This window comes from Solicola gregarius, assembly GCF_025790165.1.
GTDB lineage: Bacteria > Actinomycetota > Actinomycetes > Propionibacteriales > Nocardioidaceae > Solicola > Solicola gregarius.
On the sequence record NZ_CP094970.1, the window covers coordinates 4,870,137 to 4,883,982 of the forward strand.

Here is a 13,846-nt window from a genome sequence, read left to right on the forward strand (position 1 = left end):
GCGTTCTCATCGGCGGCTCACTCTCACGCCGGGCAGTCGGGCACGACGGGCGTGACCGTCGATATCGACGTAGTCGATGATGCTCTCGTCGGTCTCGTCCATCTCCACGTCCAGGTCGTCCTCGGCGAGCGAGAGATAGCCGAGGATCTCGGCGGCACCGTACTCGATCGGATAGAGATCGATGATCTCGTTGAGGCTGGTGGCGCTGGCCGCCGGGAGAACGGCCCGTAGGTTGTCGGCCAGCCGAGCACGATCGACGAAGTGCTGCCCGAAGAGCGCCGTCATGTCGAGGTCCTCCTCCGCCGACGGCGTCAGCAGACTGTCGACCTCTGCGGCGGGCTGCACGCTGTAGAGCGGACGCTCCATCGGCAGGCTGATCGGGATGCCGGGGAGATCGATCATCAAGCCGTCGGCGGGAGGCTCGTCCTGTATTTCCAGCGCGGTGGCCTCGATCTGGCGTACCAGGTCGACGACGCGGCGGTTCTCCACCCACACCTGGTCGTCGAGGAACCGGCGGAACTGCTCGGAGATCTTGCGGACCGTGCCTTGGGTACGCTCGGCAGCCAACGACCAGTCGTGATGGATCGTGCCGAGCCGTCGGTCGGTCGTCACCGCATCGAGCTGCTGTACGCGTCGCAGCAGGTCGCTCAACTCGTCCTGTCGGCGCTCGGAGAGTAGGAAATCGTAGAACGCCTGGAAGGTCGTGCCCTGGTCGGAGCTGCCGATGTCGGAGCGGCTCGCCACCAGCTCTGCGAGCAAGTCGCCCTTGGAGCCCTCCCACCCGGCGATCCTCTCGCGGGCGTTTCGGTCGAGCTCACGGAACTTCTCTCCGACCTCGCGGAAGTCGCTCAGCAACTCCCGGGCGGTGCTGGCGAACTGCTGGTACCGGTCGCGTACGGCACCGTCGCCCAGCACGGCGACCTGCCCGGACTCGACATCCGCGATCTCTCGGTCGAGGGCATCGCGCTGCTCGCGTAGCCGCTCCAGTCGGGCCTCGGGGTCGCCGTCGGTGCCGTGGACGATCTGCCGAAGGAGCTCGACGACCGTGTGCAGCCGGGACTCGGTGCCGACGAACTCGCGTTCGGCCAGGCCGGTGACCCAGGCGTACGCCTTCTCGAACGCCGACGTGGCCTCGTAATGCACCTCATCGGAATGGTCGGGGTAGAAGCTGCGCAGCCACCTGGCGTCGGGGGCAGCCCAGTCTTCGAGGTACTCCTCGGGCCGCTTGGGAAACCGATCTCCGTCGCCATGGTCGAGGTTGCGAGCATAGAGCTCGTCGTCCAGAGCATTGGCGAGCTCGGAGACTCCAGTGGCGCCGTGGTTGTCCTCCACGTACCACCGGCCCAGGAATGCGAGCACGAGCGAGGCATTGCCGGCGCGGAGCAACTTCCATGCCGGATGCTTCTCGCGCAGCGCATCGATCTCGGCGTACTCCATGGCTCACCTCCCGTCGACGCGGTCCAGCGTAGAGGCCGCGACCGACAAGCGAGGGCCGGCATGCCGCGAGGTGGAGGGCGTCGAGCGTCCCTCCGGAGCGCGCAGCGGGGACGGAAGGTCGGCCAGCGCCCGCACAGGTGGGCAGGTAACCATCGACCGCGTCAGTACCCATCGATCGTGACCGCTGCCTGCTCGAAGAGTTCGCGAAGCGACTGTCGCCAATCGGCGAGGTCAACCGATAGCGTCAACCAGGTCAGTTCGCGGTCGATCTCATCGTACTGATGGATGATGAAGTTTCGGTTTGCGATGGCAAGCGCCCAGTCCACGCCGTCGGGTGCGAGCACGCCAAGTTTCGCCAGTCGATTGGCCGCCTCTCCCAGCTTCATCATGAGGAGTCTCCGGCCTCTTGTAGGAGATCGTCCGCCAGGTACGCAGCCTTGCCTTGGTGTGCAATCGCGTCGGCACGCCCGAGCCAGCTCGAATGTGCAGCAACTCCTTGGCTGTCTTGCGGTCCATCAAATGAGCACAGCCTCACGACGGATGTCGTCGTCCAGTCCCGCCTTGAGACCGCCGTACGAGATGAGGTCGACGGTCCGCCCGAGAATCTCCTCGATCAATTGCTTGAATCGGATGAACGCGAATGATGACGTCCCGTCAGGTGCCTGGATCAGCAGATCGATGTCGGAGTCTTGATGCGCCTGTCGGCGTGCGACCGAACCGAAAGCTGCCAAGTCCGTGTAGCCATACGCATCGGCCAGCGCCTTGAGCACCGGCGTGGCTGCACCCAGTAGCACCCCCGGGTGCACCGCAGCGAGATCCGGCGCAAACTTCAACTGCTGGCTGACAGCCGGCTGCGAGATACCCAATGTCTCGGCGATGTCTCGCTGGCTCATGCCCGTTGCCACCATCGCACGCAGCGCGAGCACGCGACGCAGACGAGCAACTTCCTCATCCCGTCGGGCATCGCGATAGACGGCCATCAACTCCATAAGGCAATCTTATCAGCGGGCCAAGGGACATCCACTCGCAAGCACCTTGGCAGCTCCGTAAGCGCCACCTCCATTGCTGCGATCAGCAGAGTAGATGCCATGCGATTGGAAGACTCGAACATCCTGCGTTCGGTAGAGCAGTCCGTTGCCGGCGGTGGATCACGCAACGTGGCTTCGACCGAATCCGTCGAATAGCACCGGCCCACACCAACGGCACCTGGCCCGAGCCACCCAGACCAGACTTGCAGGCCGACTTCCGAGCCACCAGACCAAAGATGGAACGCAAGATCGGCCACCTGATGCCGATGCGACGACGGCCATCGCCGCGTACCTCTCCGCCGAGCGCGACGCAGGCAGGATCGCGCCCGACGCCGATATCGGCGCGCTGACGCTGTCCCACGTCGGGGGCGGCCACCTCCTGTTCGCCGATTGGGAGGAGCGACCGACCAATGCGGCCGTCGAGAGATTCGTGACCGCGACCGTCAAGGACGCCCCGCGAGATTTGTGACGCAACGGCGACCTCCCCGGGGTCAAACACACCGTTACGTCACAAACCCTGGAGGGTCAGGCCACGCAGACGTCGTGCGCGCGCTTGGCGAGCACCGCGGCCCGCTTGCCGTGCACGGCGCGGTCACCGAGTACGTCGTTGAGCTTGTCGGGGAAATTGGTGAACATCCCGTCCACCCCGATCTCGATCAGGCGGACCGTGTCGTCGACGTCGTTGACCGTGTAGGGGTGCACGGCCAGGCACGACTGATGCGCACCCTCGATGACCCCCGCGTCAACGTCGCTGTGCGACGGCCCGAGTCCCTCGGCGTACGTGGCGACCTCGGCGGCACCTGCACGGACCTCGCCACTGGTCGCACTACCCGAAACCAGCTGTACGAGCGGGAGTTCCGGAGCGGCCGAGTCGATCTGACGCAGGCTTGTCTCGCTAAAGGACTGGATGAGCACCTGCCAGCGATCACGTGCCGGATTCAGCAGGTGAAACTCGTCCATCAGCGCGAGCAGCTTGTCTTCCATCTCGGGGTACAGCGACGGCGACTTGGTCTCGATGTAGTAGTTCGCCCGGTGCCGGTAACGCTCGAAACGTCCCGCAGGATCGCGATCTCCAAGCCGACGTAGTCAGGCCCGCCCTGTCGGGGTTACGCCTCGTTGAACCAGCTGCCCATGTCGCAGGTCTTCAGCTGCGCGAGCGTCTTGGTGCCCACGGCTCCGGTGCAGTTTGCTTTCGGCCCCCTCGCGGTACGGTCCAGCGTCTGGCGTGCATGACCACCAGGACGCCGTCGGCGGTCATCTGCAGGTCCTGCTCGATGAAGTCGGCGCCCATGCGGATGGCGCGGTCGTACGCGGGGAACGTGTGCTCAGGCGCGTAGCCAGACGCACCACGGTGCGAGACGTCGGCGACGACCCGCTCGGCCGGCGCACGGTTCGGACTGCCATTCGCCGCGGTCGGGGCGGTCACAGCAAGCCCGAGCGCGACAGCGACGGCCATGGCCACCGCTACGAAACGGAAGGGTTGTAGACGCATCGGTCATCCTCCAGATGGGAACGGACAACGAGCCGCGTACGTTCATCGGCTCGCCTTCACGCCCTCAGCCCACTGCCGCGCGGGGACCAGTCCCGAAACTGCGCATGACCGACAAATGAAGTTCGTCCTATGCGCCGCGCCGCGCTCACCACGGCCGAGTACGCCGGTCGCGTCGTGATCACGGTCGCCTGGGAGCGGGTCATCGATTGTTCAGGATCTGTGCATGTTCAGTTTTCCCGAAAAGCCACGAATACTGAACAAGGGCAACTGCCACAGTTTCGAGCTCACCAGCCCGGGTAGCGGATCCCCCATCTCGTATCGGGACCGTAGTCGCCATGAAGTCGGTCGCCGGCCGTGAACTCGTAGATGAAGTCGTCGGCGAGAGTGAGGATCGTGCCGCGTCCTTCCACCTCGAAGGCGAGCACTGGCGGCAGGGCCGTCTCGCCGTGCAGCGCGCCCAGGATGTTGCCGCAGATCGCTCCCGTGGAGTCGCTGTCGCCGGAGTGGGTCACTGCTAGGGCCAGCGCATCGCAAATCTCGCTTGGCTCCGGGTACGCAAGTGCGGCGTAGACGGCGATGCCGAGTGCTTCCTCGGCGACCCACCCGTCCCCGAGTTCCTCAATCGCGGCTGCGCTGGCGGGCTCCCGCGCGGCATCGACGGCTTGCTCGATCGCGTGTGTGGTCCCCTCGTGGTGCTCGTACTGGCGCAGTTGCTCCAGCATCGTGTCGACCGCCTCCGCGAGGTCTTGCCCACGCATGATCGCGCCGATCAGCACGGCGAGGGCACCCGAGGCCAGTTGTCCGGTGCGGTGCCCGTGGGTGTAGCCAGCCGCCTCGGCGGCCGCGTCGAACTGCGATTGCAGCGATGCCCATGTCCAGGGCGGCAGCAGCCCGAACGGTGCGCTACGCATCACACCGCCGCAGCCCTTCGACTGGTTGCGTGCCGCGCCACCGAACGGCCGGATCCTCCGTTCGCCGTCCCGCGCCACCTTCAGCGCGTCGAGGCAGGTGTTTCCGGGTGCCCGGCGCGAGTACAACCAGCGTTCGGTGATGAGCCAGCTATCACGCTCACCATCGGGCCGGGGGAGCAACTGTGTATCGAGCCATCGGTCGTACGCGTGATGCAGCACCGCGACTGTGAAACCCAGCCCGCGATCGGTGCGGACCGACGCCCGGATCATGCCTTCGACGGTGAACAGCGTCATCTGCGTGTCGTCGGTGATCCGGCCGTACGCGATAGTGCCCCCGACGTCCTCGGGCACGTACTCCCTGACACCCTCGCGGCCGCATCCGCGGTGGATGCGGTCCAGATCCCAGAACTCGACGGGACCACCCAGCGCATCGCCGATGGCTCCGCCTAGCAGCGAACCCCGCACACGCGAGCCGTACGCCTCGAGCATCTGCCGGTCTGCCGGTCTGCTGACCATCGTCGACCTATCTCTCACTCCGCCACTCCACGAGCGGCCACCGAATGGGACCCGTCCGACGGGCTCACGTTGGACCGTCGCTCGGCGACACCAACTCAATATTCGCCCCCTCGAGACAACCGGTCACGCGACGCGTGGCGTCGTCTGCCGATTCGTGCTCCCAAACAGAGACCACAGTCCAGCCGAGCTCGCGAAGTGCGTCCCGGTTCCGGCGGTCGCGTTCCTTGTTGGCGTCGAGCTTCTCTCGCCACCAGACCGCATTGTTCTTCGGAGCGGTCGCGTGTTCGGGACAGCCGTGCCAGAAGCAACCGTCGACGAACACGACCACCATGCGCTTTGTGAAGACGATGTCTCCTCGAACCCGCAGCGATGGCTCCAACCGGTGATCGACTCGGAATCGATAGCCGAGCGCATGGAGCCGGCGTCTGATCGCCACCTCCAGCGCGGTGTCTCGGCGGCGTTGGCGTTCCATCCGCCGCCGGACGTCGTCGCTGAGCGGCTCGGGCATCTCAGCCCGCTGTCAAGGCGGCGATATGCGCGTCGAGCGCTGCCACGAACCGATCGTCGCGTCGCAATGTGCTGGCCTTGAGCCGTTTGGTGAAGCCACTGGTCGCTCCCAGGCTCAGGGGCTCTGCGGTGTAGCGATCGAGCAGGTTCATCAATGACACGCCCGATCGCTTGTCGACTGGGCGCTCACCGATCGACCACGCCTCGCGATTCCCGGCAACCGACGACGCGGCGAACGGCCAACGCCGACCCGGCGTCAACGCGCGACGATCGACATCGACGGGATAGCCCGGCGCCACCAGCCGACTACCTAACCATTTCGCAACCGGCACCGTCACGGCATTGCCGACCAGTTTCCATCGCTCCCCGAGCGTGCCGGATCCGTCCGTCCAACCTGCCCTGAATCCCTGCAGCCGCTCCCCTGCGGCGATGCTCGGCCGACAAATCGCACGCCCATCCTCGGCAGAGGGAATCCACACGGCCGGAGGCGATGCGATTCCGAGCTTCGATCCGCCCTTCAGCGTCGGGACGACTCCCTCTCCCCACCCGATGCCCCGATTGCCCTCGGTCCAGTAGAAGCCGTACGCGGTGTGCCGCTTCTGGGCACTGGACCCGCCAGTCTCATCGGCGAACAGCACCGTACGCGGATCCTGCGTCTTCGACGCAACGAGGAACACTCGGCGGCGGCGCTGACGTACGCCGAAGTGGCGGGAGTCGACCGTTCGGTACGCCCAGTTCCAGCCGTTCTCATCGAGCCATTCAGTGACGTGCCGGATAGGTGATCCGCCTTGGAGCGTGAGCATGTTCGGTACGTTCTCGAGCACAAGCCACGTCGGTGGAGTGTCGGCAACTAGCCGGAAGACCTCACGGATCAAGCCAGACTCATCGCCACTGATACCAGCCGTCCGGCCAACCTGGCTGAGGTCGGTACAAGGAAAACCTGCGGCGACGATGTCGGCCGTCGGCAATGAGCGGAGCTCACGAATGTCCCCGACAACCGGCGCATCGAACCGTCTACGAAGTGTGTCGGCGGCAGGTTCCCAGTACTCGCAAAGCAACTCCGTCTCGATCCCGGCGTCGCACAATCCGAGCTCGAGCCCGCCGATGCCGGAGAAGAGCCCCACTGACCTCACTCGAGCATCCTCGAGCGAAGTGGTCGAGTAGTCAAGTCGGCGCTCCGGCTCATCCGATACTGGGAAACGCCGCTCGGATGATCTCCAGGGGCTGACGCGCGTTCGACTCGTCCAGTTGCAGGGACTGGCTGCTCTTCGGACCACTACGGCGGTCGTCAGACCCGAACGTCGTGAGGTGTAGGAAGCGTGAGCCATCGACCCCGGTCACCACCTGATGGAAGCAATCCACTTCGGTCGGATGCACTCGGACGTGCTGGGTGCCTTCTTCGAAGCTTCTCAGTCGTGCCACGGGTCTCCTCCATCCTATCGTTCAGTTCAGGTCGATGAGTACGCCATGGCGATGCAACAGGTCGAGTCGTTCCCGCAGGCCCGTGGCAATGGTGGCGTCGACGCTCAGCAAGCCACATTCGAGGCTGCGCTCGGCAGCGGCCAAAGAGAAGTTCGCGCTTGTCACCAACGCTTCGCGATCATCAACGGCGATCAGCTTCGCGTGTTGGATGGCGTACGCGTCATCCTCAGGCTCATCGAGAGTCCACACCCGAGCGCCGTCCAGCATCCCGGCGATCATCTCCGCGGTTTCAAGGCGCTGCGCGGTGTCTACGACGATCGTCACAGCGACACCGCGGGTTCGCGCGTTCTTCAACGCCACGAGATGCGGTGACCCCCAGCCGGCCGAGTAGGTCGCGGCATAGACCACGCCCTCAGCTCGGTTGATCAGGTCGAGTGCGGCCTTCGTAGTGCGACCTTCGGCTCCAGGTACGTCGCGCGGGTTGGTCCAGACGAGATCGGGACGTGGCACACGCGGTACCGCCGCGATACCTTCCAGCGCGGCAACGCCCCGCTCCACACTCGTGTCAGATCCGATCAGCTCACGCAGCAGTGTCCGCACCACGGCCTGATTGACCCCGTACGCCCGCTTGGCAGCGATGTTCGGCCGGCGGCTCTGCCGCAGGCTGGCGGCTACCCTGCTCGCCTCCTCCGGCGTAAGCAACGCTCCGAGACGCGCGATGGCAGACATGTCAATGCACCTCGACGAGGCTTTCGAGCAGACCCGGAGTACTCACCTTTGGGTCGTCGACCACGCCCAGTAGCATACGTCGGTCGAGAAAGCGGTTGGTACGTTCGCAACTCGTCTCACTCAGGAACAGGCAGAAGTGACACGCGGCGCCGTGGAGGAACTCCTCTTTGCCTTCCGGCACCCGGTGCCCGCAGATGGGGTCGGAGGAGCAGCGCTGTCCGCGTCGAAGCGCCTTCCTCACGAGATCCTCGAGCTTGTCCGGCTTGGCCAGCTCCACCAAGCCACCAAGCGTACCTTCACTGTCGGAGGCAGTCGTACTGATCAGCAGACCCGCGGCCGGTGGGTGTTCGTCGTCGCCCTTCCATGCGTAGATTCGCTCGGTGAGGCTGGCCGACCCGTAGCCGCTGGACATCGCAGCCTGACGGATGAGCAGATGCGAGAGGGTGTGGATCACCCAGTAGCGCGGCGGTGGGAACCGATCATCGGGTTCGAGATCGTCGGCCGTCTTACTCGTACGACGCTTGAAGTTGATGCGATGTGCGTCCTTGAACCGCTCCCACACCTCGAGATCTTCGACGGAGTCCTCCCACGGCGCTATGACAGCTTCATCGAACCGCAAGAACACGCCTTCACCACGGTCCTCCGTGGCAGGTACCCAGGTCGGCCGGCCGTCGCGTGTCAATGGTGCGACCCGTTCCGCAGCGTCGTCCATCCGGTCCAGCGCATCGATCCGAGTAAAACCGATGAACGCGTTGACCTTCTTGAGCTTCTCGACGGCCACCGTCGCGGCAACAACTCCTGAGAGCAGATCCGGCACGTCGCGACGCGCGGCGCGAAAGTCGGCCATACCGGAGTGGCGCATGTACTTCTGTTCATCGGTGAGCACTGTCCACTCGGGCGCGAGGATCGTCCGCGGATCCGTACGCTTCTCCGGCGCGGTCACCACGTTCGGGACGGAATCCCCGCGTGCGAGTTGCACGGCGCGCCACAACACCTCGTCGGGTAGGTCGTCGAACACATCCGTCTGTGCGATGTTCGACGCCATCATCCGGAACATGCCGATCGCCGACACGTCCTGCGGGCCGTCCAGGGCGCCGTTCGGTAGTGCTCTCAGGTCTGGCACCAACTCCTCAGGCGTCGCGGACTCTTCTCGGGGCAATGCCAAGAGGCTCAACGTCGAGGGGAACCACTGATTTGCCGCGCCGAGCATCATCAGCTTGCCCTGGTGCTCACACGGGTAGAACGCGTCGAGGTGCGGGTGCCGGCCGCGGCAGTAGGGCAGCTTCTCTTCGGCATCTCGTGCCGTCGCCTCACGCATGCCGCGCGTGACGTTGCACGACTGGCAGGTGAGACGTACGTCCGGGCCGATGTTGCTCTTCCACTCGTCCATCTTCATTCGCGGGTACGCATCTCCGCTCGAGCACGGCTTCCCGCGGTGTACCCACTCGACGTACGGGAACTCGTCGAGGTGCCCGTCTACGCAGGCAAGGAGGTAGCGGGCCGGTATCGCAGCCTGGGTACTCGCCCTCGCTTTGCCGCGCCTGCCAGTACACCGCTTGTGCACGAACCTGGCCTGGTCGGGCCGATAGCGGTTGGTGTTCTCGTAGTCGAAGAGTTCGTGCGAGACTTTCGCGAGCAGGCCGCAGCCGGTGCAACGCAGCCATTGCGGGAAGATCCTCCCGGGGATGCCGAGGTCGATCGCGTCCCCACCAGCGTGGCGCTTCTCGTCCGGCGCCCAAGGCGGCTTGCGGAGCTCGCTGACCTGGCTGCCGAGGTGGGAGCGGACGAGCTCGAGCAGGCGCGACTCGAGGATGACATCGGTGGTGGGGCGCCGCGCGTAGATCCGCTCCCAATCATCGAGCCCGTGCGGCATCACTGCGATGTGGGGCATGTCGACCGTGGCGCCGACGCCGTTGGTGTAGAGCATCGCCGACGGCCTGATCGACCCGACGCGGGCGCGGTTGCGTGGATTGTTGTGCTCGACGTCGCCGGCGGGATCCAAGGGCTCCGCGCCGGCTGCGACCGGCTCCGAAACCGTGACAAGACCGTCCTCGATGGATTCGCTCACTTCGACGCCCCCTCGCGGAAGGTCCATTGCGGTCCTTGGTGCGGCTCCTTGAAGGCGAGCTGGTCGGCGGTCGGACTTACGAGCAGGTTGATCTCCGGCTGGACCTCACGCATCGAATTGGAGACGACGAACACGCGATCCGCCTGCTTCGGCACCTTGGCCTCCGGGCTGATCAGCAATGGTTGGCCAACTCTGTTCTGCGGGACTCGTTCGTAGAACAGTGCACCCCTCTCCGCTTGGGCCTTGTCGTGCCAGCGGTCGAGACGCTGTAGCAGTTTCAGCCGCATCCGGTCGGCGGACTCCGGCGCGTCTGCGGCCGCTTGGGCACGCGCGACCATCTGGTCGATCAGCGCTGTGACAAGGGGCATCTCGCTTGGCAGTCGCCCGGCACCGCTCTCTGGCGAGAGCACGCGCTGGCTAACACGCGCAACGCTGGCGAGCACGCCCATCAGACCGCGTTCCATCGCCGTATCGGAGTACGGAGTGACGCTGAGCGCCTCCACCTGAGCGTAGAAGGTTTCATGGTAGTGCCGGAACTGTTCGAAGTGCGCCATATCCCGCGGGCGGGACCAGTTGGCGAGCGACAAAACGAGTCCTGGCCTGTCACGATCGCGACCGACGCGCGAGGATGCCTGGATGTACTCGGCCGTGTTCTTCGGTTGGCCGACGACGAGCATGAGCCCGAGCCGCGGCACGTCAACACCGACCTGGAGCATCGAGGTGGCGAGGACGACATCGTATGGCTTCTTGCCCCACGGCGGCGGCGTCCTGTCTGCCTCCTTGGCTTCCGCGACCGCGTTACGGTGTTCGTTTCGACCCTGGGTGCTCCAGCGTCGGGTGAATGGCAAGGACAGCTTGTCGAGAGTCTTGGAGATCTCTTCGGCCGATATCCGCGAGGTGAGTTCGCCGATCTGCAGACCCTCCCAGTCGGTCGTACGGCGTGGGAATGGTTCGGTTTTGCCGGTGACACGAGTTGTCACGTCGTCGTCGAGGTAGCGCCGCATTCCAGCGAGCTCGCGGGTCGCGGAGAAATAGCCAACCGTCGTCAGGTACGGATCCGCTGCGTCCTCGTACTCGTCCAGCAGTTTCTGGCCGGCAAGCAACAGCACTTCGGCGAGGCGGATCTCGGCGAGGGTGAGTCGGATGCCGTGCGCGCAGACGCCGAGGTACTTCCGGCCAGGGTCATCTGCAGAGACAGGCAATTCCCGAGAGAAGTAGGTGTCGCGGACGTCGAGCACTTGGGGTGGGAAAACGTCGACACCACGACCATACAGTGATTGGACCTGCCGCTCGGCGTTGGCGACGGTGGCCGTAGACGCGACGATGAGGGGCCGAATCGTCTGCCCGTCTCTGGCGTATGACGACAGCAAGTCGACCGCGTTCTCGAATACCCCGACGGACGTGCCGAGCGCTCCAGTGATGAGGTGCAGTTCGTCTTGAATGATCAGGTCCGGCGGACGAAGTCGGTCGACCTTCTGCATTACCACCCTCGGGAGCTTTCCCTTGGTCTGGTGTGACTGTGCGGGCACACAAGCAGATCGACTGTCCGGGTGCCGGTAACCGTGGCGCGGACACCACTCGTCCACGTACCCGAAGAGGCTGGCAGCCTCGCCTTCTCGGGCAAGGCGAGCGAACTTGTCAACGGTGGCAAGCAGGAACGTCGGCGGATTGCGATAGATCTCGTCGTCGACGGTGATGATCGGCAAGGCGCCGTCGGCGTCGCCCTCGATGGAGAACTCGCAGTCGCCTCGCTTGTGGTCGCCGCAGTGGACACGTACGCGTTCGGCGTCTGGGTCGGCGACGACGTCGCGCTTGGGGTCGATCTTCGTGCCGCACCATGGACAGCGTTGGAGTTGCAGAACGGTGAGGCCATGGGCTCGCTGGCTGTTGTCAGCACGTACTGCCTTCACCTGGGCTTCGGCATCCTTGTACCGTTTGGGACTGACCGCGGATCCGACCCAGAGCCCGATGCTGAACGGCTTCTCGCCCCAGGTTTCGGTGTCCTCCTGACGGATCAGCTCGGTAGCGCAGACGAGTGCCGCAGCGCGCTGGAACTGCTGCGAGGTCAGGAGCCGCAGCGTGTAGCGCATGAGTACGGCGACACCGTCGCCTCCGTCGAGAGCACCGTCGTCGGTCTCGATCTTGCCTTGCAGCCGTCGGATGGCGAAAGTGAATGCCGCGAGCCCGAGATAGGCCTCGGTCTTGCCGCCGCCAGTCGGGAAGAACAGGAGCTCGACGTTGGCCGCGTCGCCGCTGCGGTACGGATGCACCGGATCGGTGAGCGACCGCAACTGAAGCAGAACGAAAGCGAGCTGAAACGGTCGCCACGACGCTACGGAAGGGTCATCCGATTCCCGATCTCTCAGGTCAGTCAGGACGTCACCGATCTTCTTGGATTCGTCACTCGCCCGTGTTGCCGCGACCTGGCTGTGGATCCGCTGGTCTCGCATAGCGCGATTCATGAATCGGAACGCCTGCAACGCTTGAGGGTCGGACTTCAGCAGTTCGACACCGTCATGGAGCCGTTCCGCGACGACTTCTGCCTCGCCGATGGCGTCCTCCGCGGTCTCGCGAAGGTGCTCGGGCAAATCGGCGGCGATCTCGTGCTGGGCTCGTAACCACTGCTCATACCCGCTGATGAGTGGTCCGAGCGCGGCTTCGGCCTCGCCGGCTTCGAGCTCAGCGAGAGTCTTCATCGAGGTGACGGCATCGGCGGCCCCGCCGGGCACTGTCTGCGCGACATCAGCGATCGGCAGCCACGTGGTCTCGACCGACGTCGCCCTCCGTGAGTCTTCCGCCACGTCCCAGGTGGCCGAGCAGGTTCGGCCGACCGTGAACTCCAGCCGATGTCTGTACTGAAGGTCGAGCCGGCGGCGCTCATCGTCGATCTCGTCGTATCCGCCTTCCACCACGTCTCGGGTCGGGAGAAAGACCGCCTCGCCGCCGTTGGCTTCGACCTTCAGCTTCGTCTGAAACAGCCAGTCCTTCGGCGGGGCGTCCATCCCTGTGACCCGGTCGTTCGACAGAGCCACCTCGACAATTGTGCGGTCGTCGAGCGGAAACAGCTCGACCCGGAGAGTGACGTCATCGTCGAGCTTCTGCGGATCGAGCGTCGCGTGCCGATCATGGCGCCGCACATCGATCTCCGCCGACGTTTCGAACGGCCTCCTCTGCGAATAGAGAATCCTCCGACCTTCCTCGTTCTCGCGCCGCTCACCTTCGTAGCGACCCCACGAGGCAGTGACCACGAGCACGCCGCAGTCTCTCGGCACCTGGAACCGCAAACCCATCGACGACGGGTGCGTCAGTGCCCCCTTTGGGCCCTCATCCCGATCCTCGTCGTCGTCGGCAGCTCCTGTGTCCTCATCCGTGTTGACCGGAACGCCATGCTGCAGCAGATGCTCGCTGTCGACATCGGACAGCGCAGAGCCGGTGAGATTCGGGTCATCGCCACCGGAATCCACGGCATCGACAGTTGCCCGCTCAGGATCGACTGTGACGGGCGCCAGCGCGCCCACCGCATACCGGGCGCGCGGCGTGCCGACGATCTCCTCCTCCGCACCGGCCCGCGGACCGAGCAGCTCCTGCTCGATCAGGCCCACGAGTTCGCGACGTACAGCGGTCGAAGGGCCCGCCTTGTCACCCGGTTCGTTCATGGTTCCCCAATCTGTCACAGCGTCCCGACATTCGATGGCCGCCAACCCACGTAGTAGATCAGGACACGAATGGACCAGCA

At 65.0% G+C, this 13,846-nt stretch carries 11 protein-coding genes; all 11 read right to left on the reverse strand.

Going from position 1 to position 13,846, the window contains the following annotated elements; genetic code table 11:
* Positions 1-6: 6 nt before the first annotated feature.
* Complete coding sequence (locus tag L0C25_RS23750) at positions 7-1,437, reverse strand: DUF3375 domain-containing protein (RefSeq protein WP_271634309.1); 1,431 nt, start codon at positions 1,435-1,437, stop codon at positions 7-9.
* A 161-nt stretch (positions 1,438-1,598) separates the two neighbouring features.
* On the reverse strand, positions 1,599-1,826 hold the full coding sequence (locus L0C25_RS23755; protein WP_271634310.1) for a HepT-like ribonuclease domain-containing protein: 228 nt from the start codon (positions 1,824-1,826) through the stop codon (positions 1,599-1,601).
* Positions 1,827-1,952: 126 nt separating this feature from the next.
* A complete protein-coding gene (locus L0C25_RS23760; protein ID WP_271634311.1) occupies positions 1,953-2,426 on the reverse strand; it encodes a nucleotidyltransferase domain-containing protein in 474 nt (157 codons plus the stop codon).
* A gap of 564 nt (positions 2,427-2,990) precedes the next feature.
* The gene (locus L0C25_RS23765; protein WP_333908600.1) at positions 2,991-3,482 is read right to left on the reverse strand and encodes a glycerophosphodiester phosphodiesterase family protein; all 492 of its coding nucleotides are present in this window, start codon (positions 3,480-3,482) and stop codon (positions 2,991-2,993) included.
* Positions 3,483-3,609: 127 nt separating this feature from the next.
* Positions 3,610-3,957, reverse strand: coding sequence for a glycerophosphodiester phosphodiesterase family protein (locus tag L0C25_RS23770; protein ID WP_271634312.1), 348 nt, complete (start codon positions 3,955-3,957; stop codon positions 3,610-3,612).
* A gap of 284 nt (positions 3,958-4,241) precedes the next feature.
* Complete coding sequence (locus L0C25_RS23775) at positions 4,242-5,384, reverse strand: ADP-ribosylglycohydrolase family protein (RefSeq protein WP_271634313.1); 1,143 nt, start codon at positions 5,382-5,384, stop codon at positions 4,242-4,244.
* Between the two features lie 64 nt (positions 5,385-5,448).
* On the reverse strand, positions 5,449-5,892 hold the full coding sequence (locus L0C25_RS23780; protein WP_271634314.1) for a very short patch repair endonuclease: 444 nt from the start codon (positions 5,890-5,892) through the stop codon (positions 5,449-5,451).
* Position 5,893: 1 nt separating this feature from the next.
* Positions 5,894-7,219, reverse strand: coding sequence for a DNA cytosine methyltransferase (locus L0C25_RS23785; RefSeq protein WP_271634315.1), 1,326 nt, complete (start codon positions 7,217-7,219; stop codon positions 5,894-5,896).
* 115 nt (positions 7,220-7,334) lie between these two features.
* Positions 7,335-8,042: a DISARM system phospholipase D-like protein DrmC gene (gene drmC / locus L0C25_RS23790; RefSeq protein WP_271634316.1), complete on the reverse strand. Its 708-nt coding sequence runs from the start codon at positions 8,040-8,042 to the stop codon at positions 7,335-7,337.
* A gap of 1 nt (position 8,043) precedes the next feature.
* Positions 8,044-10,110 carry a DUF1998 domain-containing protein gene (drmB, locus tag L0C25_RS23795; RefSeq protein WP_271634317.1) on the reverse strand — a complete coding sequence of 689 codons (2,067 nt, stop codon included), beginning with the start codon at positions 10,108-10,110 and terminating at the stop codon, positions 8,044-8,046.
* The gene (gene drmA / locus L0C25_RS23800; RefSeq protein ID WP_271634318.1) at positions 10,107-13,811 is read right to left on the reverse strand and encodes a DISARM system helicase DrmA; all 3,705 of its coding nucleotides are present in this window, start codon (positions 13,809-13,811) and stop codon (positions 10,107-10,109) included. The genes drmB and drmA overlap by 4 nt, the downstream gene beginning before the upstream one ends.
* Positions 13,812-13,846: the final 35 nt, after the last annotated feature.

Excerpts from the sequence above, each read along its gene's own strand:
- L0C25_RS23750 (WP_271634309.1), bottom strand. The coding sequence starts at position 1,437 with ATGGAGTACGCCGAGATCGATGCGCTGCGCGAGAAGCATCCGGCATGG.
- L0C25_RS23755 (WP_271634310.1), bottom strand. The coding sequence starts at position 1,826 with ATGATGAAGCTGGGAGAGGCGGCCAATCGACTGGCGAAACTTGGCGTG.
- L0C25_RS23760 (WP_271634311.1), bottom strand. The coding sequence starts at position 2,426 with ATGGAGTTGATGGCCGTCTATCGCGATGCCCGACGGGATGAGGAAGTT.
- L0C25_RS23770 (WP_271634312.1), bottom strand. The coding sequence starts at position 3,957 with ATGCGTCTACAACCCTTCCGTTTCGTAGCGGTGGCCATGGCCGTCGCT.
- L0C25_RS23775 (WP_271634313.1), bottom strand. The coding sequence starts at position 5,384 with ATGGTCAGCAGACCGGCAGACCGGCAGATGCTCGAGGCGTACGGCTCG.
- L0C25_RS23780 (WP_271634314.1), bottom strand. The coding sequence starts at position 5,892 with ATGCCCGAGCCGCTCAGCGACGACGTCCGGCGGCGGATGGAACGCCAA.
- L0C25_RS23785 (WP_271634315.1), bottom strand. The coding sequence starts at position 7,219 with ATGGCTCACGCTTCCTACACCTCACGACGTTCGGGTCTGACGACCGCC.
- drmC (WP_271634316.1), bottom strand. The coding sequence starts at position 8,042 with ATGTCTGCCATCGCGCGTCTCGGAGCGTTGCTTACGCCGGAGGAGGCG.